This window comes from Rahnella sp. BIGb0236 (genome assembly GCF_004364755.1).
Taxonomy (GTDB): domain Bacteria; phylum Pseudomonadota; class Gammaproteobacteria; order Enterobacterales; family Enterobacteriaceae; genus Rahnella; species Rahnella victoriana.
In genome coordinates, this window is the sequence record NZ_SOAO01000009.1 from 126,623 (window position 1) to 146,704 (window position 20,082).

Annotated in this window: 18 protein-coding genes and 3 tRNA genes; 15 read left to right on the plus strand and 6 right to left on the minus strand. The window is 53.4% G+C overall.

Annotated features, from left to right (window positions below):
* Nucleotide 1: 1 nt before the first annotated feature.
* The 8 genes from ptsP (at nt 2) to ptrA (ending at nt 9,441) form a co-directional block, all read left to right on the plus strand.
* Nucleotides 2-2,248, plus strand: a complete 2,247-nt coding sequence (gene ptsP / locus EDF78_RS17835; RefSeq protein ID WP_095923243.1) for a phosphoenolpyruvate--protein phosphotransferase — start codon at nt 2-4, stop codon at nt 2,246-2,248.
* Between the two features lie 182 nt (nt 2,249-2,430).
* Nucleotides 2,431-3,300 (plus strand): prolipoprotein diacylglyceryl transferase, encoded by an 870-nt coding sequence (gene lgt, locus EDF78_RS17840; RefSeq protein ID WP_095923242.1) that lies wholly within the window; start codon nt 2,431-2,433, stop codon nt 3,298-3,300.
* A gap of 6 nt (nt 3,301-3,306) precedes the next feature.
* On the plus strand, nt 3,307-4,101 hold the full coding sequence (gene thyA / locus EDF78_RS17845) for a thymidylate synthase (protein ID WP_131693859.1): 795 nt from the start codon (nt 3,307-3,309) through the stop codon (nt 4,099-4,101).
* Between the two features lie 245 nt (nt 4,102-4,346).
* Nucleotides 4,347-4,841, plus strand: coding sequence for a prepilin peptidase-dependent protein (locus EDF78_RS17850; protein WP_279586833.1), 495 nt, complete (start codon nt 4,347-4,349; stop codon nt 4,839-4,841).
* The gene (locus EDF78_RS17855) at nt 4,832-5,419 is read left to right on the plus strand and encodes a prepilin peptidase-dependent protein (protein ID WP_095923239.1); all 588 of its coding nucleotides are present in this window, start codon (nt 4,832-4,834) and stop codon (nt 5,417-5,419) included. The genes EDF78_RS17850 and EDF78_RS17855 overlap by 10 nt, the downstream gene beginning before the upstream one ends.
* A complete protein-coding gene (locus EDF78_RS17860; RefSeq protein WP_232769369.1) occupies nt 5,416-5,916 on the plus strand; it encodes a YgdB family protein in 501 nt (166 codons plus the stop codon). Before EDF78_RS17855 ends, EDF78_RS17860 begins: the two co-directional genes overlap by 4 nt.
* Nucleotides 5,909-6,244 carry a prepilin-type N-terminal cleavage/methylation domain-containing protein gene (locus EDF78_RS17865; protein ID WP_095925206.1) on the plus strand — a complete coding sequence of 112 codons (336 nt, stop codon included), beginning with the start codon at nt 5,909-5,911 and terminating at the stop codon, nt 6,242-6,244. Before EDF78_RS17860 ends, EDF78_RS17865 begins: the two co-directional genes overlap by 8 nt.
* 311 nt (nt 6,245-6,555) lie before the next feature.
* On the plus strand, nt 6,556-9,441 hold the full coding sequence (ptrA, locus tag EDF78_RS17870; RefSeq protein WP_133823599.1) for a pitrilysin: 2,886 nt from the start codon (nt 6,556-6,558) through the stop codon (nt 9,439-9,441).
* A 75-nt stretch (nt 9,442-9,516) separates the two neighbouring features.
* Here the strand turns inward: ptrA and argA are convergent, their stop codons facing one another.
* Nucleotides 9,517-10,842: an amino-acid N-acetyltransferase gene (gene argA / locus EDF78_RS17875; RefSeq protein ID WP_133823600.1), complete on the minus strand. Its 1,326-nt coding sequence runs from the start codon at nt 10,840-10,842 to the stop codon at nt 9,517-9,519.
* A gap of 229 nt (nt 10,843-11,071) precedes the next feature.
* Between argA and amiC the strand changes: the two genes are divergently transcribed.
* Entirely contained in the window at nt 11,072-12,322 is a 1,251-nt protein-coding gene (gene amiC, locus EDF78_RS17880) for an N-acetylmuramoyl-L-alanine amidase AmiC (protein WP_095923235.1), read from the plus strand.
* 106 nt (nt 12,323-12,428) lie between these two features.
* Here the strand turns inward: amiC and EDF78_RS17885 are convergent.
* The 3 genes from EDF78_RS17885 to EDF78_RS17895 form a co-directional block, all read right to left on the minus strand.
* Nucleotides 12,429-12,505, minus strand: a tRNA-Met gene (locus EDF78_RS17885).
* 72 nt (nt 12,506-12,577) lie between these two features.
* A tRNA-Met gene (locus EDF78_RS17890) sits at nt 12,578-12,654 on the minus strand.
* Nucleotides 12,655-12,716: 62 nt separating this feature from the next.
* Nucleotides 12,717-12,793: transfer RNA gene (locus tag EDF78_RS17895), tRNA-Met, on the minus strand.
* A 220-nt stretch (nt 12,794-13,013) separates the two neighbouring features.
* Here EDF78_RS17895 and mltA point away from each other — a divergent pair.
* On the plus strand, nt 13,014-14,126 hold the full coding sequence (mltA, locus tag EDF78_RS17900; RefSeq protein WP_133823601.1) for a murein transglycosylase A: 1,113 nt from the start codon (nt 13,014-13,016) through the stop codon (nt 14,124-14,126).
* A 33-nt stretch (nt 14,127-14,159) separates the two neighbouring features.
* Entirely contained in the window at nt 14,160-14,975 is an 816-nt protein-coding gene (gene tcdA, locus EDF78_RS17905; RefSeq protein WP_119822832.1) for a tRNA cyclic N6-threonylcarbamoyladenosine(37) synthase TcdA, read from the plus strand.
* On the opposite strand, the gene csdE is transcribed toward tcdA, so the two are convergent.
* Nucleotides 14,963-15,397, minus strand: coding sequence for a cysteine desulfurase sulfur acceptor subunit CsdE (csdE, locus tag EDF78_RS17910; RefSeq protein ID WP_133823602.1), 435 nt, complete (start codon nt 15,395-15,397; stop codon nt 14,963-14,965). The two genes, tcdA and csdE, sit on opposite strands and share 13 nt — an antisense overlap.
* A 26-nt stretch (nt 15,398-15,423) precedes the next feature.
* On the minus strand, nt 15,424-16,629 hold the full coding sequence (csdA, locus tag EDF78_RS17915; protein WP_133823603.1) for a cysteine desulfurase CsdA: 1,206 nt from the start codon (nt 16,627-16,629) through the stop codon (nt 15,424-15,426).
* Nucleotides 16,630-16,816: 187 nt separating this feature from the next.
* Between csdA and EDF78_RS17920 the strand changes: the two genes are divergently transcribed.
* From EDF78_RS17920 to rlmM, 4 genes are all read left to right on the plus strand, one after another.
* Nucleotides 16,817-17,038: a YgdI/YgdR family lipoprotein gene (locus tag EDF78_RS17920; RefSeq protein ID WP_095923231.1), complete on the plus strand. Its 222-nt coding sequence runs from the start codon at nt 16,817-16,819 to the stop codon at nt 17,036-17,038.
* Nucleotides 17,039-17,521: 483 nt separating this feature from the next.
* Nucleotides 17,522-18,442 carry a transcriptional regulator GcvA gene (locus EDF78_RS17925; protein ID WP_095923230.1) on the plus strand — a complete coding sequence of 307 codons (921 nt, stop codon included), beginning with the start codon at nt 17,522-17,524 and terminating at the stop codon, nt 18,440-18,442.
* Between the two features lie 93 nt (nt 18,443-18,535).
* Entirely contained in the window at nt 18,536-18,931 is a 396-nt protein-coding gene (locus EDF78_RS17930; RefSeq protein ID WP_095923229.1) for a DUF423 domain-containing protein, read from the plus strand.
* Nucleotides 18,924-20,030 carry a 23S rRNA (cytidine(2498)-2'-O)-methyltransferase RlmM gene (rlmM, locus tag EDF78_RS17935; RefSeq protein WP_095923228.1) on the plus strand — a complete coding sequence of 369 codons (1,107 nt, stop codon included), beginning with the start codon at nt 18,924-18,926 and terminating at the stop codon, nt 20,028-20,030. The genes EDF78_RS17930 and rlmM overlap by 8 nt, the downstream gene beginning before the upstream one ends.
* The last annotated feature ends 52 nt before the right edge of the window (nt 20,031-20,082 follow it).

Here is a 20,082-nt window from a genome sequence, read left to right on the forward strand (position 1 = left end):
GATGCTCACGCGTTTGCGAGAAATTGTTGAAAAGGTAGCAATGGCGTCCAGCCTCAATGATGCGCTGGACGTACTGGTCAACGAAACCTGCCTGGCGATGGACACAGAAGTGTGTTCCGTCTATCTCGCTGACAATGACCGCCGTTGTTATTACCTGATGGCGACGCGAGGTTTGAAAAAACCTCGCGGGCGGACTATTACGCTGGCCTTTGATCAGGGGATTGTCGGACTGGTAGGGCGTCTGGCAGAACCCATCAACCTTGCCGATGCGCAGAGCCATCCCAGCTTCAAATACATTCCTGCCGTAAAAGAAGATCTTTTCCGATCCTTTTTGGGCGTGCCGATCATTCACCGTCGTCAGCTGCTGGGCGTGCTGGTTATTCAGCAACGTGAACACCGTCAGTTCGACGAGAGTGAAGAGTCATTTATGGTCACGCTGGCGACTCAGCTGGCGGCGATCCTCTCTCAGGCACAGCTGAATGTCCTTTACGGGCGTTTCCGCCAGACCCGCGTCCGGGCACTTGCGGCATCGCCGGGCGTGGCGATAGGCATCGGCTGGCAGGACAGCTCGCAGCCTTCGCTCGACCATGTTTATATGGCGTCCACGCTTGATACCGTGCGTGAACGCGAACGCCTGACCCGCGCACTGGAAGATGCCGGTGCGGAATTCCGCCGTTTCAGCAAACGCTTCACCGCCAGCGCACAGAAAGAAAGCGCCGCGATTTTCGATCTCTATTCCCACCTGCTTAACGATGCCCGTCTCAAACGCGAATTGTTCGCCCAGATAGATCAGGGTGCGGTGGCCGAGTGGGCGGTCAAAAAGGTGGTTGAAGAGTTCGCTGCACAATTTGCCAGCCTGCAGGATACCTATCTGCGTGAGCGCGGCAGTGATTTACGCGCCCTGGGCCAGCGTCTGGTATTTCATCTCGATGACACCATTCAGGGCAACACGCAGTGGCCAGAACGTTTCATACTGGTCGCCGATGAACTGACTGCCACCTTGCTGGCGGAAGTGCCGCAAGACAGGCTGGCAGGCGTGGTGGTACGTGATGGTGCGGCCAACTCCCATGCGGCAATTTTAGTCCGTGCGATGGGCGTACCGACCATTATGGGCGCCGACATCCAGCCAGCCCTGCTCAGCCAGCGGCAACTGATCGTCGACGGTTATCGCGGTGAGTTGCTGATTGACCCGGAAGCCGTGCTGGTCACGGAATATAAGCGACTGATCAGCGAAGAAATGGAGCTGAGTCAGAAGGCTGAAGACGACGTTGAGCAACCGGCGGCGCTGAAAAGCGGCGAGCGGGTGAAAGTCATGCTCAATGCCGGTCTGAGTGCCGATCACGAAAAACTGTTTGGCAGCCGCGTTGACGGTGTCGGGCTGTACCGCACCGAAATACCGTTCATGCTGCAAAGCGGTTTCCCTTCCGAGGAAGAGCAGGTCGCGCAATATCAGGGCATGTTACAGCTGTTTCCGCAAAAGCCGGTGACGCTGCGCACGCTGGATATCGGTTCGGACAAACAACTGCCTTATATGCCCATCAGCGAGGAAAACCCGTGTCTGGGCTGGCGGGGCATCCGCATTACCCTCGATCAGCCGGAAATTTTCCTGATCCAGGTGCGCGCCATGCTGCGTGCTAATGCCGCGACCGGTAATCTCGGCATTCTTTTGCCGATGGTCACCAGCCTCGAAGAGATTGATGAGGCGCGGCGTTTAATCGATCGCGCCGGGCGCGAGGTGGAAGAACAGCTGGGTTATGAGCTGCCACGAACCCGCCTTGGCGTGATGATTGAAGTGCCGTCGATGGTCTTTATGCTGCCTGCGCTGGCCGGGCGGGTAGAATTTATTTCGGTCGGCACCAACGACCTGACGCAATATCTGCTTGCTGTCGATCGTAATAATACGCGGGTCGCCGGGCTTTACGACAGCCTGCATCCGGCGATGTTGCGGGTGCTCAAGCAAATCGTTACCAGCGCAGAAGCGGCCGGACTGGATGTCAGTTTGTGCGGTGAGATGGCGGGTGATCCGATGGGGGCTCTGCTGCTCACCGGCATGGGCTTCCGTAATCTCAGCATGAACGGCCGCAGCGTCGCCCGTGTGAAATACCTGCTGCGCCGTATCGAATTGCATGACGCCGAAGAGCTGGCCGGACGGGTATTGCAGGCGCATTTCACCACCGATGTGCGTCATATGACCGCTGCATTTATGGAACGACGCGGACTGGGCGGCCTGATCCGTGGGGGTAAATAAGCGCCGGACGCCACGTTCTGCGCTGCGTTATGCTCATCCTGATGGCCTTGCGGCACAGGATGAGATGATTTTTTACAGAACTTTTCCAGCGGCTTAGCCCCGGAAAACCTTCCGGCTATGCTACTATTCGCTCCCTGCTGGCCCCTGACCGGGCAATAATGATAAACAATTTGTGGTGATAGATGAGCAACAGCTATCTGGCGTTTCCCCAGTTTGATCCGGTGATTTTCTCAATCGGACCGGTATCTCTCCACTGGTACGGACTGATGTATTTAGTCGGTTTTGTCTTCGCGATGTGGCTGGCGGTGCGCCGTGCCAATAAGCCAGGCAGCGGCTGGACCAAAGACGAAGTCGAAAACCTGCTTTATGCCGGTTTCCTCGGGGTGTTCCTCGGGGGGCGTATCGGTTACGTTTTCTTCTACAACCTGCCTCTGTTCCTCGAAAATCCGCTATATCTCTTCAAAGTCTGGGATGGCGGCATGTCCTTCCACGGCGGCCTGATTGGCGTGATCGTGGTGATGCTGATTTTTGCCCGTCGTACCAAACGCAACTTCTTCCAGGTTGCCGATTTTATCGCGCCGCTGATCCCGTTTGGTCTGGGGGCTGGTCGTTTAGGCAACTTCATCAATGGCGAACTGTGGGGCCGTGTGACCACCGATGTGCCCTGGGCGATGCTGTTCCCCGGTTCCCGTCAGGAAGATATCGCGATTGCCGCCGCGGATCCTAAATGGCAGCCTTTGCTGAACCAGTACGGCGTATTGCCGCGCCATCCTTCCCAGCTGTATGAACTGCTGCTTGAAGGCATCGTACTGTTCATCATCCTGAACCTGTTTATCCGCAAATCACGCCCGATGGGCGCGGTATCAGGCTTGTTCCTGATCGGTTATGGCTTATTCCGCATCATCGTTGAACATTTCCGCCAGCCGGATGCACAGCTTGGCCTGTTCGACGGGGTCATCAGCATGGGACAGGTGCTGTCCATTCCAATGGTTGTCATTGGCCTGATTATGATGGTCTGGGCATATCGCCGTCCGCAGAAACAATTGTCGTGAGGTAACATGAAACAGTATCTGGATTTAATGCAGAAAGTGCTCGACGAGGGCACCCCTAAAGCCGACCGTACCGGTACTGGCACGTTGTCGATTTTTGGTCATCAGATGCGTTTCAACTTGCAGGAAGGCTTCCCGCTGGTCACGACTAAACGCTGTCATTTGCGCTCCATCATTCATGAACTCCTGTGGTTCCTGAAAGGCGAAACCAACATCGCCTATCTGCGTGATAACAATGTCAGCATCTGGGACGAATGGGCTGACGAAAATGGCGATCTCGGACCGGTTTACGGTAAGCAATGGCGCGCCTGGGGCGCTGCTGATGGCAAGCAAATCGACCAACTGGCAAACGTGGTTGAACAGCTGAAAAAAGACCCGGATTCGCGCCGCATTATCGTGTCTGCATGGAACGTGGGCGAACTGGATCAGATGGCGCTGGCGCCATGCCATGCGTTCTTCCAGTTCTATGTGGCCGACGGTAAATTATCCTGTCAGCTGTATCAGCGTTCATGCGATATCTTCCTCGGCCTGCCGTTTAACATCGCCAGCTATGCGCTGCTGGTGCATATGATGGCGCAACAGTGTGATCTGGAAGTCGGTGACTTTGTCTGGACCGGTGGCGATACGCATCTCTACAGCAACCACATGGACCAGACCCATCTGCAACTGACCCGTGAGCCACGGGCCTTGCCAAAACTGGTGATTAAACGCAAACCTGCCTCCTTGTTTGATTACAACTTCGAAGATTTTGAGATTGAAGGGTACGATCCGCATCCTGCGATCAAAGCGCCTGTCGCGATCTGATTCTCCGTTGTTTACCGCCTGACCCTGTCGTCAGGCGGTGATTTACCTCTCTTCACGTTTCCTGCTGCACTTTTTACTCTTTTTCCTGACGAATCCCACTCCGATTTTCATCCGGATGTTATCCCTGCGAGACATCACGCAAACTTTCTGTCGCGTGCGTTTTGTTGCAGCGATTGCTCTGAAGACATCCTGGAAAAAATGCTTTTGCCGCTGGCAGTAAAAATCTAAACGCCTATTTTGACCGCATGAAAACAGATAAGCGTGCAGGAGAGCAGGGAATGTCGCTGGTTGAAATGATGGTCGTGGTGGCGCTGGTGGCCATGTGTACGTTATGGGGAATACACAGCTGGCGCAGTTATCAGCAGGCCCTGACGCTCGAACAACATGCCCAGCAGTTGCGGATGTCACTGTATGGCACTCAGGCTGAAGCCAATCATTACAATCGCTCTGCGGTGTTATGGGCGGTCGAAGGGCGCGCCGGATGCGTGGGAACGGGAACCCGACCTGCTGATTGTCATCATGCGACCGGTAAAATCCTTACCCTCACTGATCCGGATATTGAGTTGCTCGATTTTACCAACAAATCGATGGGTTTTTACGGACTGCGTAACGCGGCAATGGCCGGACATCTGACCCTGAAAAATTCAGCCGGAAGCCTGCGGGTAGTGCTTTCCGCCAGAGGGCGGCTGCGCATATGCAGTGAAACTCAGCCTTTGCTTGGTATCGGGGTATGCCAGTGATGACCTCGCGCTGTCAGGGATTCACCTTACCAGAGGTCATGATTGCGATGGGGATTGGCAGCATGCTGATGCTCAGCGTCGCGCAGCTCTATCCGCTGATACGTCAGAGAAGTCAGAGCCTGGGAAGGCATTATCAGCTGGAACAACTGCTGCGTCAGACGCTTTTTACCGTCGCGAAAGATCTCCGGCGAGCGGGTTTCTGCAACGGCGACTGTGACGGCAAACCGGTCATTATCGGTAACGCTGCCGGTGAAGCCACCGGTTCATGCGTTATTGTTCAGTATGACCTGAACCGCAACGGACGCTGGGAAAAACAAGACACTGCGGAGTCTGAGTATTTTGGCTATCGCCTGCATCAGGGGAGCATTGAAATCCAACGCGGGGCGGGGGACTGCAGCAGTTCCGGCTGGGAAAAGCTTCTCGATACGTCAGAAGTTAAGGTCACAACCTTTAGGGTGACGGAAACGGCGGGAATTTATCCGGGTAGCCTTTACACCCTGCAACTGGGAGCCAGCTGGAGCAACGAGCCGTTAATTCACCGGCAAGTCACCGACGTGCTGGCCGGGCATGCCTTATGAGCCGCAGAACGCGCACTGACATGCAAAGTGTTGGCCTGCTACGACAAAAGGGGAGTGCCATGATATTGAGCGTGATGGTCATGATGGGATTGGGTCTGCTTGCCCTCAACGCCCTGCAACAGCAGCTTTCAGCGGGGCTGGCGCTGACATCAAATCAGCACCGTTATGTAATTGCCTGGGAAAATGCCGCGTCAGCCTTATCCTGGGGCATCCGTCAGCCCTGGAGAAATGTGCAGGAACCACAATGGCAATGTCTGAATGTGGCATCGGGCGTGGTGGTCACGGGAAAAGGCAGAGCCTGCGTCAGACCGTCATTGCGGGAAGATATTTTTTTGGTGCGCGGCGAGGGGCGAATGACGGATGACAGCGAACCGGTCATGCTTTATCAGCAGGTGAGCAGGGAGGAACAGGCCGACGGCAGTTCGGGCTTTTTACCGCTAAAGCAGGGATGGCTGGATTTTTGTCCTGAAGCAGATGAGCGAATCTGCAATGAATAACCGCAACGCAACGCAGCACGGATTCAGCATGGCGGAAGTATTGATCGCGATGCTATTGCTGTCCGTTTCGCTGCTGGGTTTGCTGAATTATTATCAGGTACTGACCTATGGCTTTATGCGTCAGTGGCAGGTTCAGCAGGCATGGGAAGATGCACATTCACAGCTTGAAGCCTGTTCAGTAACAGGAAAGGGCGCAGAGATTTTGGCAAAAGGCTGGGATTATCAGCTGTCTGATGCTTTCGCCGGAAAATCGTGCGGGCTGGTCAGTGTGGTCGTCCAAACCCCTGCAAAATATCAGGCGGGGTTGCAGCGCTTTTACTGCAGATAACTTCTCAGAATAAGAGACGGTGAACCGCTAAATGTAGGGCAAAAATAGCGTTAAGCCCCTTGCAATGGTGGGCTAACAGCTTAGAGTGGTTTAACAGGGTGATTTTTCCCTCTCGGGAGCATTTGACTTTATGGCATGGGTTGAATGAAATCTCAGACAGGACAGCCCGATGGATTTTTTTACAACTATCCTGTCCCGGCGGGGTCTGAACAGAGTCAACCGCAGAAAATGGCTGGTTGAGGTTCATGGATAACTGAACCGCTTATTTTATTGCCCGTGTGGCACGTTTATTCGATTGAGGGAGAGTGGCAATGTTGAAACAGGTTACCCGAATTTCCGGGTTACTGTTGTTATTGACCTTTTGGGCCCCTGTTGTCTCTGGTGCAGCCGAATGGCAGCCATACGCACAAGCTATCAATAAAAGTCAGAACGACCCGCGTCAGTATCAGGCCATCAAACTGGCCAATGATATGACAGTCTTGCTGGTGTCTGATCCTCAAGCTCCCAAGTCACTCGCCGCACTGGCTATCCCGGTCGGCTCGCTGGAAGACCCTGATTCTCAGCTGGGTCTGGCCCATTATACTGAGCACATGTTGCTGATGGGGTCGAAGAAATATCCTCAGCCGGAAAGCCTGTCAGAATTCCTGAAGAAACATGGCGGCAGCCATAACGGCAGCACGGCGTCTTACCGCACCGCGTTCTATCTCGAGGTGGAAAATGACGCTTTGCCGGAAGCCGTCGATCGTCTTTCGGATGCCATCGGTGAGCCTTTGCTGGATCCTGCCAACGGTGACCGCGAACGTAATGCTGTTAACGCCGAACTGACAATGGCCCGTTCGCGGGACGGCATGCGCATGGCGCAGGTTCGTGCTGAAACCTTAAACCCCGCGCATCCGGCTGCCCGTTTTTCCGGTGGTAATCTGGATACATTGAAAGATAAGCCGGGCAGTAAATTACATGACCAGCTGACCGCGTTCTATCAACGTTACTATTCTGCCAATCTGATGGTGGGCGTGATTTACAGTAATAAACCCCTGCCGGAGCTTGCTGATCTGGCCTCAGAAACGTTCGGGCAGATCGCCAATCATCACGCGGTAGTACCGGCGATAACGGTACCGACATTAACCGCTGCGCAGAAAGGTGAGTTCATACACTTTGTTCCCGCACAGCCGCGTAAAGAACTGCGCGTGGAATTTGCCATTGATAACAACAGTGCAGATTTCCGCAGTAAAACGGATACCTATATCAGTTACCTGATTGGTAACCGCAGCCCGAACACTTTGTCTGACTGGTTGCAGAAACAGGGGTATGCCGACGGGATCAGCGCAGGTGCTGACCCGATGGTTAACCGCAATATGGGTGTATTCAATATATCCGTTTCCCTAACGGATAAAGGCCTGGCGGAACGGGATACCGTTATTGCGGCTATTTTCAATTACCTCAATGAGATCCGCGCGCAGGGCATAAAAAAATCCTACTTTGATGAAATCGCACATGTCATGGCGCTCGACTTCCGCTATCCGGCGCTAACCCGCGATATGGATTACGTCGAATGGCTGGTGGATACCATGCTGCGCGTGCCTGTTGAACACGTTCTCGACTCGCCTTATCTGACCGACCAGTATGATCCTAAAGCGATAGAATCTCGCCTGACGGAAATGACGCCACAAAATGCGCGTTACTGGATCATCAGCCCGAACGAGCCGCACAATAAGGTGGCGTACTTTGTGAATGCCCCTTACGAGACAGATAAGGTGCCGCCAAAAACGTTTGAGCGATGGGCTACGCTGGAGAATGGCATTTCGCTGTCTTTGCCTGCGCTCAATCCTTACATCCCGGACTCTCTGGCGCTTGTCACCAAAGATTCCAAAGCGACAAAACCTGAGTTACTGGTTGAAGATAAAGGGCTGCGTGTGTTCTACATGCCGAGCCGTTATTTTGCTGACGAGCCTAAGGCGAATGTGACGGTGTCCTTCCGCAATGAGCAGGCACTCAGCACGGCTAAAAATCAGGTGTTATATGGCCTGACGGATTACCTCACCGGCGTGGCATTTGATCAGTTGAGCTATCAGGCTTCCATTGGTGGGATCACGTTCGGGACCTCGCCGGACAACGGTCTGCAATTTACCGCCACCGGTTTTACCGAGTGCCTGCCGGATTTACTGGCGGCGCTGGTGGATAACTATCCCGATTTTAAACCGACTCAGGAACAGCTTGATCAGGCCAAGTCCTGGTATCTGGAACGGCTGGCGTCGGCGGACAAAGGCAAAGCCTTTGAACTGGCGCTGCAACCTGTTCAGCTCCTTTCCCGCGTGCCTTATACCGAGCGCAGCGAGCGTGAGAAGCTGGTTTCCGCCATCACGCTGGATGATGTGAATGCTTACCGTGAACAGCTGGTTCATCATGCGGCCGTGGAAGTGATGGTCGTGGGCAATATGACGGCTGATCAGGTTAAGGCGATGTCTCAGCAGATTATGCAAAAGCTGGGTGCACACGGGACGCAGTGGTGGCGGGGTAAGCAGGCTGAGGTCACAGAGCCGCTCAAAGCCAATATCCAGCGTGTCGGTACCAGTTCAGACTCCGCGCTGGCGGCGGTGTATGTACCTACCGGTTACGATGAAGTGCAAAGCATGGGCTACAGCGCGCTGCTCGGGCAGATTATTCAGCCGTGGTTCTACAGTCAGCTTCGCACACAGGAACAGTTAGGCTATGCCGTGTTTGCTTTCCCTATCCCGGTCGGGAAGCAGTGGGGGATTGGTTTCCTGCTGCAAAGCAACAGCAAGCAACCCGACTTTCTGTATCAGCGTTATCTGGCGTTTTATCCGCAGGCTGAAAAGCGTCTGCGTGAGATGAAGGATGATGAGTTCCTGCAATATAAGCAGGGACTGGTAAATGAAATGCAGCAGCGTCCGCAGACCTTAGATGAAGAAGCCGATCGTCTTGGCAATGACTTCAGTCGCGGGAATCCTCAGTTTGATACCCGTGCGAATGTCATCCGGGTGATTGCGGGGCTGACACAAACTCAACTGGCGGATTACTTCCATCAGGCCGTGATTCAACAGGATGGTCTGGCGATGTTGTCACAGGTTTCAGGGAATGACAGCAAGACACCGCAATATGCCGCGCCTGCAGGCTTTAAAACCTGGCCGGATACCTCAACGTTGCAACAGGCATTTGAGCCTCATGCGGCTAAATAACCTGCTGATATTCAGGGAAAAACAAAAGGACGCATGAGCGTCCTTTTTTACGGCCTCAGAATGGTTTGCAGGTTTCTAGAGTTCAGCAATCAGGATTTTTGAACGACGCTGGTAGTTGTACATTTCCTGTTTCTGAATCGGCAGAACATCCACTTCCGCAGGTTTGAAGCCGCGCTCCTGGAACCAGTGAATGCTGCGGGTTGTCAGGACAAACAGCCGGTTCAGCCCCATCAGTTTCGCCTGGCTGGCAACACGTTGCAGCAGCATTTCACCGCGTGAGGAACTGCGGTAATCCGGGTGAACCGCCACGCAGGCCATTTCGCCGATCCCTTCATCATGGAACGGGTAGAGCGCCGCGCAGGCAATGGTCAGGTTGTCCCGCTCGATAATGGTGAATTTATCGATTTCCATTTCCAGCTGTTCGCGGGAACGGCGAACCAGAATACCTTGTTGTTCCAGCGGCCGGATAAGCTCAAGGATGCCGCCAATATCATTGATAGTGGCGCGGCGCACTTGTTCGGCACTTTCCATCACGATTTGCGTACCAATGCCGTCGCGGGAGAACAGTTCCTGAACCAGCGCGCCATCTTCCTGATAACTGATCAGGTGGCTGCGGCGGACACCGCTGCGGCAGGCTTTCACCGCGCCACGCAGGAACCGCACGGTACCGGAAAGATAATCTCCGCTGGATTCCATCTGGTCGATTCGCAGCTGTGCATCATTCGGGAACAGTTCGGAAATGATGTTGCCTTCCTCGTTGATCACTCCCTGCGAAGAACAGAAGCCGATCATTTTTTCCGCTTTCAGTTTAATCGCCAGTTGCGTCGCCACTTCTTCAGACGTCAGGTTGAAGCTTTCACCCGTGACAGAAACCGCTACCGGGCCGAGCAACACAATGGCGTTGCTGTCGAGCTGACGGTGAATGGCTTCTTCATCGATACGGCGGATACGGCCACTGTGGCAGTAATCAATCCCGTCATCGACGCCCAAAGGCTGAGCGATGATAAAGTTACCGCTGACCACGTTGATGTGCGCGCCTTGCAGTGGCGTATTATTCAGACTCATCGAGAGCCGCGCCGTGATATCGAGCTGTAACAAACCGGCGGCCTGCTTGACCAGTTCGAGAGCACGGGCATCGGTGACGCGAATGTTTTTATGATAAATCGGTTCGTAATTATGCTCAGAAAGGTTCTCATCAATCTGCGGGCGGGCGCCATACACCACCACCAAACGGATGCCTAAACTGTGTAACAGTCCGATATCATTGACAATGTTGCTGAAGTTCTCATGTTCAATGGCTTCTCCACCGAGCATGACAACGAATGTTTTGCCACGGTGAGCATTAATATAGGGAACTGAGTGGCGAAATCCCTGAACCAGTTCAGTACTACGTTCCTTCACGGCAAAACCTCGTTTGAATTTTTATTCGTAATTTTTGTATTTTTATTCTTTTGGGGGGCTGTGGCAAGCAGGAAATCTCTGTTTTTGTTTTAACACTTATGACAAACAGTCAACAAACTGATTAATCGGGTAAATGTTTAGGAATGACTTGCAGGATATGATTCGTTAGAATTCGTAACCTGCTTTTTTTATCCTCTATTTTTTACTTTTGAAGACTTTTTGAGACTGCATGACTGACGATACTCACAATCCCGGAAGACGACGCCTCCTGCAAACCGTAGCTGCTTCCTGGATGCTCAGTGTGAGTAAAGTGGGTTTTGCTGCCAGCTCGCAGGTGATCGCCGTGCGTATCTGGCCTTCTTCAACCTATACCCGCATCACCCTCGAATCCAGCACCCCCTTAAAATATAAACAGTTTTTGCTCAGCGATCCGCCGCGCGTGGTCATTGATATCGAAGGCGTTCATCTCAACAGCGTCCTTAAAGGTCTGGGTGAAAAGGTTCAGCAGAGCGATCCTTATATCCGTCAGGCGCGGGTGGGGCAGTTTGATCCCAAAACGGTTCGCATGGTGCTGGAACTCAAGCGCGCCATCAGCCCGCATGTTTTCACTTTGAAACCGGTCGCGGAGTTTCATAACCGGCTGGTGGTTGATCTGTATCCGCAAGAGGGGGAAGTCACCGCACAAGATGATCCGCTGCTGGCCTTGCTGGAAGATTATAACCGCGGGGATGTGGCGAAAAACCTGCCGCCGGAAACGCCGAAAGACGGACAGGCGGGCAGAAGCCGTCCGCTGGTGATCATGCTCGATCCCGGGCATGGCGGCGAAGATCCGGGGGCTATCGGCAAATATAAAACCCGTGAAAAAGACGTGGTGCTACAGATTGGCCGCAAGTTACAAAAACTGATCGCGCGTGAACCCAACATGAAAGCGCACATGACGCGCAATGAAGACGTGTTTATTCCCCTGAAAGTGCGTGTGGCCAAGGCGCGAAAGCTACGGGCCGATCTTTTTATCTCTATCCATGCGGATGCCTTTACCAGCCGTGCCGCGAAAGGCTCGTCGGTATTTGCCTTATCGACCAAAGGTGCCACCAGTTCAGCAGCACGTTTTCTCGCACAAACGCAGAATGAATCTGACCTGATAGGCGGCGTCAGTAAAAGCGGCGACCGGTATCTGGATCATACGATGTTTGATCTGGTTCAGACCGCGACCATCAGCGACAGCCTGAAATTCGGCAAAGAAGTGCTGACCCGTATGGGGAAGATTAATCATCTGCACAAAAACAAAGTGGATCAGGCTGGATTCGCCGTGCTGAAAGCGCCGGATATTCCGTCTATTCTGGTCGAAACGGCATTTATCAGTAACATCAATGAAGAGAAAAAATTGCGAACGTCCCATTTTCAGCAGCAGGTGGCGGAATCCATTCTGGCAGGGATCAAAGCGTACTTCGCGCAAGGTGGGATGTCGGCGAGGGGATGAGTAAGGCAGGGCGGGATGACGACTCCCGGGGTTTGCCGGAATTCAGATACAAAAAAACACCCGTTAAGGTGCTTGTTGTTTTTACTTTACTGCTTGTTTTAGTAGTTGGTTGCGGGGGCCGGATTTGAACCGACGACCTTCGGGTTATGAGCCCGACGAGCTACCAGGCTGCTCCACCCCGCGTCCGTCACTACTGATACTGCTTTACTTCATCACATTATCCGAACTGAGCATCTTCATGCATCGGTCTCGAATTGGTTGCGGGGGCCGGATTTGAACCGACGACCTTCGGGTTATGAGCCCGACGAGCTACCAGGCTGCTCCACCCCGCGTCCGTATACTGCTTTACTTCATCGTACAATTCAACTGAGCATTTCATGCATCGAAATCGAATTGGTTGCGGGGGCCGGATTTGAACCGACGACCTTCGGGTTATGAGCCCGACGAGCTACCAGGCTGCTCCACCCCGCGTCCGATGGAGGCGAACTATACTCCCCATGAGATTTCGTGCAACCCTTTTTTGAATTTATTCAAATAAAGCACTTAGTTGCTGGCTTTTTATCCACAAAATGGCCGTTTGAGGTCCAATTTGGCTCAGTACACTTTTTTCGACTGTGGCAATTCCTTTCTGATAGTCCGTTTGTTATCGTTTCGCCAGTCATTTCCCTGAAAGTAAGAGAGCGCGGCAATAATGAAAGGACGTTGGAGTAAGTATCTGCTGGGTGGTTTGGTGCTGGCGGTGCTGGCGGGTTGTTCTTCGCGACCGACTGACCGGGGTCAGCAATATAAGGATGGCCGTCTGGATAACGCGCTCGAATACGTGAATGAGCCGAACGCCACAGGCAAGCCGGTGAATGCGCTGGATTACTCCAATCAGGTGGCCGCCGTTCAGATCGCCTCTTCTTCTTTATATGGCCGCAATAACACCACCTTTCAGGCCGTCGAGCAGTGGCTGCGCTCCGGCGCGGATACCCGCAATCTGAGCCAGTACGGCATCAGTGCCTATCAGATGGAAGGGGCCGACAATTTTGGTAACGTGCAACTGACCGGCTATTACACGCCGGTGGTGCAGGCACGCTATACCCGTCAGGGCGAATTCCAGTACCCGCTTTACCGGATGCCACCTAAACGTGGACGTCTGCCGGATCGCGCCTCTATTTACTCCGGTGCGCTGAGCGAAAACTACGTCGTGGCCTGGACTAACTCCCTGATGGATAACTTCATGATGGAAGTGCAGGGCAGCGGCTATGTTGATTACGGCGACGGTCGTCCGTTTATGTTCTTCGGTTATGCCGGTAAAAACGGCCATGCTTACCGCAGCATCGGCAAAGTGCTGATTGACCGTGGCGAAGTGGCGCGCGAGAACATGTCGATGCAGGCGATCCGCCAGTGGGCAGATACCCACAGCCCGGCAGAGGTGCGTGAGCTGCTGGAGCAAAACCCGTCTTTCGTGTTCTTCAAACCTGAGCCTTTCGCCCCGGTGCGCGGTGCCAGCGGTGTGCCGCTGATTGCCAAAGCCTCCGTGGCGTCTGACCGTTCGCTGATCCCGGCGGGCACCACGTTGCTGGCAGAAGTGCCGGAGCTTAACGATAAAGGCAAGTTCACCGGTAAATATCATATGCGCCTGATGGTCGCGCTGGATGTTGGCGGGGCGATAAAAGGACAACATTTCGATATGTATCAGGGGATTGGCCCTGACGCCGGACATTCCGCAGGATTTTATAATCACTACGGGCGCGTCTGGGTGTTAAAATCAGCGCAGAACGGCAAACCGCTGTTCACGGCTTACGCACCATCAAACTAGATTTCGACATAACGTACTGAGGTTTATTTTTTCATGACAGCAACATACTCCGACGCTTATCAGCAACGCTTTGGCGGCACTGCCCGGCTTTATGGCCAGCAATCGCTTGAGCTGTTCTCACAGGCTCACGTCTGTGTGATTGGTATTGGCGGAGTGGGGTCATGGGCTGCGGAAGCGCTGGCCCGTACGGGAATTGGCGCGATCACGCTGATTGATATGGATGATGTCTGCGTGACCAACACCAACCGGCAAATCCACGCGTTACGTGAAAATGTCGGGCAGGCGAAAACGGAAATCATGGCGCAGCGTATTCTGGCGATTAACCCGGAATGCAAGGTGACCTGTATCGACGATTTCATCACGCCGGACAACGTAGAGATGCTCAGTCAGGGATTTAGCTATGTGATTGATGCCATCGACAGTGTGCGGCCAAAAGCGGCGCTGCTGGCCTATTGCCGCCGTTTTAAAATCCCGGTGGTGACTACCGGCGGCGCGGGCGGACAGATTGACCCGACACAAATTTCCGTCGTGGATCTGGCGAAAACCATTCAGGATCCGCTGGCGGCAAAACTGCGCGAACGGCTGAAAAATGATTTCAACGTGGTGAAAAACAGTAAAGGGAAGCTGGGGATTGATTGTGTCTTTTCCAGTGAACCGCTGATGTACCCGCAGGCGGATGGCTCAGTGTGCGCTTCACGGGCAACGGCAGAAGGCCCGAAACGGATGGATTGCGCGTCCGGCTTCGGCGCGGCGACGATGGTCACCGCCACCTTTGGTTTTGTCGCCGTGTCTCACGTTCTGAAAAAAATGATGGCGAAAGCGCAGCGTCAGGCGGCTCAGGCAGCCTGACGGGCAAGGGCGATCACGCCTTCTGCCAGCGCGTTCAGTCCGCTGGAACGGCTGGTGCTGAGTTGTTCCCGCAAACCTAGAACATCAAACAACGCCAGCGGATCCCGCTTTAAGATTTCTTGCGGTGTTTTGCCTTCCACGGCGGTCAGCAGAACCGCCAGCAAACCTTTGACGATCCGCCCTTCACTGTCGCCATAGAAGTGCATCGTCCCGTTCTCCGTTTTTTCCGCACCGAGCCAGACGCGATTTTCACAGCCAGACAGTTCGTGGTCGGGTGTTTTCAGTGACGGATCCAGCGGTGGCAACGATTTCGCCAGCAGGATTAACTGACGATAACGATCTTCCCACTGACGGAATGACGCGAATTTCTCCGTCAGTGAGGATTCAGTGATCTCATGGCCGAAAGGATGTGGCGCTGACATGGTGTTCCTCGAAGTCTTCAATGATGTTAATCCGCCAGCAGGTCGAGCGCATAGTGAACTGCCGTGGCCAGCCGGGTGACGTCCTGCTCATTATTATAAGGCGCGAACGAGGCACGCAATGTTCCGCTGATGCCCAGCGCCTCCATCAGGGGCTGGGCGCAATGTTGCCCGGCACGTAGTGCAATCCCCTGTTCTGCCAGTAACGCCACCAGATCACTGTGATGCACACCGGCAATATCAAATGCCAGCAGCGATGAATTCTGACAGCGGAAACTGCGGAAACCTTCAAGTGCAGAAAGCTGCTGTTCAGCCAGCGTCGCAAGACGTTGTGCATGCGCTTCGGCAGCGGGCATATCGACCTCTTTCAGCCAGGTCAGCGCGGCCGCCATTCCTATTACTCCGGCAATATTTGGCGTACCGGCTTCGAAACGATGCGGCACCGCCTGAGGGATAAATCCCGTCATGGATGCCAGGGTCAGCATTTTGCCCCCGCCTTGCCACGGTGCCATGCTTTCAAGTAATGCCGTTTTGCCGTACAGCACGCCGATACCGGTCGGCCCGTAAAGCTTATGACCGGAAAAGGCATAAAAGTCGATATCCAGCTGCTGAACGTCCGGCGGACAATGCACCACACCTTGTGCGCCATCGATCATCACCGGCGTGCCGTTAGCGTGTGCCAGTTCGATGGCGCGGGCAATATCGGGCATGCCGCCGGTGACATTCGACATTTGCGTCAGCGCCAGCAGGCGGGTTTTGCTGTTAAGCAGGGCAGGGAGCGCCTGAACATCCGGTACGCCGTCAGTATCCAGCGGCAGCGTGATGACCTGCGCCTGACACTGTTCAGCCACGATAAGCCACGGGATCAGGTTCGCGTGATGTTCCGCCTGACTGACAATGATTTCATCGCCGGGCTGTAAACGCGGGCGTAGCCAGCCTTGTGCCACCATATTGACTGATTCTGTGGTCCCCCGTGTCCAGACGATATCCTCAGAACGCGGCGCGTTAATCCATTGTGCGGTCAGCGTTCTGGCCTGTTCATAGGTTTCAGTCAGGTTTTGCGCGGCCCGGTGCTGGCTGCGGTGAACGGTGGCGCCTTCCTGCGAATAGAAATTCAGGGTGGCGTCGATCACGGCCTGCGGTTTCAGTGCTGTGGCGGCGCTGTCGAGATAACACTGCCCCTGAGACAGCGCGGGAAACTGTTGACGGAAATCAGCAGGATTAAAATCAGTCATACGAAATCGGATCCTTCGGCCTGAGTGAGAAATACAGGTGTATCTGTAACACAAGCCACTTATTCATTTTAGGAATGGTTACCTGGAAATTTATCAGAGGTTTGTTATGCTGAATTACGATGACTAGAAGCATTAGCCTGGAGTCTTACCAGGAATTTAAAGCATTTTAATCTGCAAGGAGTCTATGATGAAGAAGATCGCCGCCGTAATTTCTGCTGCACTGCTGACGACAACACTTGCCGCCTGTTCGAGCAACTACGTGATGCATACCAACGATGGCCGTACCATTGTTGCGGATGGCAAACCGAGCACGGACAGTGATACCGGTATGATCAGTTATACCGATGCGTATGGCAACAAGCAGCAGATCAATAAATCTGAAATCAAAGAAATGGCAGAAGGGAATTGATCCCCGATGTGAACACCTTGAGTCTGATGCTCAGGTAACCTCACACTGTGCTTTATGACAAAACCGGCCCCTCTTGCGATGTGGCCGGTTTTGTCACATTATGCGCTCGCCTGACGACCCTTTTGCCCGCATCGCACAGCATGAACGGCAAAAAAAGGGTAAAAAAAAGCACCGCAAATTGCGGTGCTAAAAAATCACTTTGGACAGACAGGGTAATGTACAGGAAGTGAAAAGTTTGTAGCATTCAAGCTACGTGTCCGGATTGCCAGACAATTGCAAACACAACATCACAACCACAAGCCAAAAGTATTTCAGCATCCTCATACCAATCTACTTTTCGTTCCGGCTCAGGAAGTGGCGCCACTATAGGTTTTTGCCTGTACATCCTCAACGGACAAATTATAATGTCTCGGATTAAAAAAACTAATATCTAAACCCACGGACAGGCGTTCCGCTTACCGGCGAATAAGAAGTATCCATTCTATGTCAAAACGTTTACCGCCTTTGAATTCACTGCGGGTGTTTGATGCCGCAGCGCGCCACCTTAGTTTTACTAAGGCTGCCGAGGAATTGTTCGTCACGCAGGCCGCTGTTAGCCACCAGATTAAGTCACTTGAGGACTTTTTAGGGCTAAAACTGTTTCGGCGGCGAAACCGGTCTTTGTTACTGACCGAAGAAGGGCAGAGCTATTATCTGGATATTAAAGAGATATTCTCATCCCTGAATGAAGCCACGCGCAAACTGCAGGCGCGCAGTGCAAAAGGGGCGCTGACCGTCAGTTTGCCGCCAAGCTTTGCGATTCAATGGCTGGTGCCAAGATTGTCTGGCTTTAACTCAGCTTATCCGGGCATCGATGTGCGCATTCAGGCTGTCGACCGTGAAGAGGACAAATTGTCCGACGATGTTGACGTCGCCATTTTCCATGGCCGGGGCAACTGGCCGGGGTTACGGGCAGAGCGTTTATATGCGGAATATTTACTGCCCGTTTGTTCTCCCTCTTTGCTGATGGGCGATAATCCGCTGAAGGAACCGGCCGATTTAAGCCATCACACGTTACTGCATGACGCTTCCCGCCGCGACTGGCTGGCTTACACCAAGCAACTGGGTTTGCAGCAAGTGAATGTGCAGCAGGGGCCGATTTTCAGCCACAGTGCGATGGTGGTGCAGGCGGCGGTTCACGGGCAGGGCATCGCGCTGGTGAATAATGTTATGGCGCAGACTGAAATTGAGGCCGGGCGTCTGGTGTGTCCGTTCAGTGAAGTGTTGATCAGCAAAAATGCTTTTTATCTGGTTTGTCATGACAGTCAGGCAGAACTGGGTAAAATAGCCGCCTTTCGTCAGTGGATCCTCGCCCGCGCAGCCAGCGAGCAGGAAAAACTGCGTTTTCGTTTCGATCAGGCATAAGGCCAGATCGCCGGGGATAGAAAGTTGTAAGTCTGTCGATATGACTGTTTTGTCAGGGTTTTATCGGCACATAATGATAACAGGTAACGCATAATGACCAGTCGTTCAATGTTGATCTTTGCCGCCATCAGCGGCTTTATTTATGTCGCTTTCGGAGCCTTTGGCGCACACGTGTTGAGCCAGTCGCTCGGCGAAGCGGAAATGGCATGGATCCATACCGGGTTAACTTATCAAAGTATTCATACGCTGGCGGTGATGATTCTGGGTGTTGCGATGCAGCGCCAGCGCAATGTGTGGTTCTACTGGAGCAGCGCCTTTTTAGCGCTGGGAACCGTTTTATTCAGCGGCAGCCTCTATTGTCTGGCGCTGTCACATCTCCGTTTATTCGTTTTTGTCACTCCGATTGGCGGTACCTTGTTCCTGGTCGGTTGGATTTTGTTGTTGATCGGCGCATTGCGCCTGAAGAAAAAGGCCGAACGCCATGAATAAAGTTGCTCTCTACTGCCGTCAGGGTTTTGAAAAAGAATGCGCAGCAGAAATTACCGACAAAGCCGCGAAGATGGAAATCTTCGGGTTTGCCCGCGTAAAAGAAAACAGCGGATATGTGCTGTTTGAATGTTATCAGCCGGATGATGCTGACAAGATTGCGAAGAATTTGCCGTTCCGCGAACTGATTTTTGCCCGTCAGTTAATTGTGGTCGGTGAATTGCTGAAAGATTTACCGCCGGAAGATCGCGTTTCTCCGATCGTCGGCATGGTCCAGAACGTGATCACCAACGGTGGCGAGTTGCGCGTGGAAGTGCCGGACACCAATGAAAGTAAAGAACTGACCAAGTTCTGTCGCAAACTGACGGTGCCGCTGCGTGCTGCGATGCGTGAACGTAAGGTTCTGGGCAAGAAAGAGAATGCGTTGCGCCCTGTCGTCCATGTGTTCTTCATTGCGCCGGGTTGCTGTTATGTCGGGTATTCCTACAGTAATAACAATTCACCGTTCTATATGGGGATCCCGCGCCTGAAATTCCCTTCCGAAGCGCCAAGCCGTTCAACGCTGAAACTGGAAGAAGCTTTCCACGTCTTTATTCCTGCCGATGAGTGGGATGAGCGTCTGGCAAGCGGCATGTACGCCGTCGATTTGGGCGCGTGTCCGGGCGGCTGGACCTATCAGCTGACACAACGCAGCATGATGGTAACGGCCATCGATAACGGCCCGATGGCACCAAGCCTGATGGAAACCGGTCAGGTGATCCATCTGCGTGAAGATGGCTTCCGCTATAAATCCACCAGTACAAAGAACTACTGGCTGGTGTGTGACATGGTAGAAAAACCGGCGAAAGTGGCGGCACTGATGTGTGACTGGCTGGTCAACGGCTGGTGCCGTGAGGCAATTTTCAACCTGAAGCTGCCGATGAAAAAGCGTTACGAAGAAGTGTCGAACATTCTTGAGCGCATCGACGAACGTCTTAAAGAAAATGGCGTGAATGCCGAGATCTTCGCCAAACAGCTATATCACGATCGCGAAGAAGTCACTGTGCACATTCGCCGTTTCTGGTCGGCAATTGGCGGACGTCGCGATGAGCGCGATCGCTGATACTGGTCATACTTCGGGTTGCTGATGCGTTGGCTGCGTGTGTTCACCCTGC

Bases quoted from the DNA above. Each gene is read 5' to 3' on its own strand.
- ptsP (WP_095923243.1), top strand. From the start codon at position 2: ATGCTCACGCGTTTGCGAGAAATTGTTGAAAAGGTAGCAATGGCGTCC.
- lgt (WP_095923242.1), top strand. From the start codon at position 2,431: ATGAGCAACAGCTATCTGGCGTTTCCCCAGTTTGATCCGGTGATTTTC.
- thyA (WP_131693859.1), top strand. From the start codon at position 3,307: ATGAAACAGTATCTGGATTTAATGCAGAAAGTGCTCGACGAGGGCACC.
- EDF78_RS17850 (WP_279586833.1), top strand. From the start codon at position 4,347: ATGAAAACAGATAAGCGTGCAGGAGAGCAGGGAATGTCGCTGGTTGAA.
- EDF78_RS17855 (WP_095923239.1), top strand. From the start codon at position 4,832: ATGCCAGTGATGACCTCGCGCTGTCAGGGATTCACCTTACCAGAGGTC.
- EDF78_RS17860 (WP_232769369.1), top strand. From the start codon at position 5,416: ATGAGCCGCAGAACGCGCACTGACATGCAAAGTGTTGGCCTGCTACGA.
- EDF78_RS17865 (WP_095925206.1), top strand. From the start codon at position 5,909: ATGAATAACCGCAACGCAACGCAGCACGGATTCAGCATGGCGGAAGTA.
- ptrA (WP_133823599.1), top strand. From the start codon at position 6,556: ATGTTGAAACAGGTTACCCGAATTTCCGGGTTACTGTTGTTATTGACC.
- amiC (WP_095923235.1), top strand. From the start codon at position 11,072: ATGACTGACGATACTCACAATCCCGGAAGACGACGCCTCCTGCAAACC.
- mltA (WP_133823601.1), top strand. From the start codon at position 13,014: ATGAAAGGACGTTGGAGTAAGTATCTGCTGGGTGGTTTGGTGCTGGCG.
- tcdA (WP_119822832.1), top strand. From the start codon at position 14,160: ATGACAGCAACATACTCCGACGCTTATCAGCAACGCTTTGGCGGCACT.
- csdE (WP_133823602.1), bottom strand. From the start codon at position 15,397: ATGTCAGCGCCACATCCTTTCGGCCATGAGATCACTGAATCCTCACTG.
- csdA (WP_133823603.1), bottom strand. From the start codon at position 16,629: ATGACTGATTTTAATCCTGCTGATTTCCGTCAACAGTTTCCCGCGCTG.
- EDF78_RS17920 (WP_095923231.1), top strand. From the start codon at position 16,817: ATGAAGAAGATCGCCGCCGTAATTTCTGCTGCACTGCTGACGACAACA.
- EDF78_RS17925 (WP_095923230.1), top strand. From the start codon at position 17,522: ATGTCAAAACGTTTACCGCCTTTGAATTCACTGCGGGTGTTTGATGCC.
- EDF78_RS17930 (WP_095923229.1), top strand. From the start codon at position 18,536: ATGACCAGTCGTTCAATGTTGATCTTTGCCGCCATCAGCGGCTTTATT.
- rlmM (WP_095923228.1), top strand. From the start codon at position 18,924: ATGAATAAAGTTGCTCTCTACTGCCGTCAGGGTTTTGAAAAAGAATGC.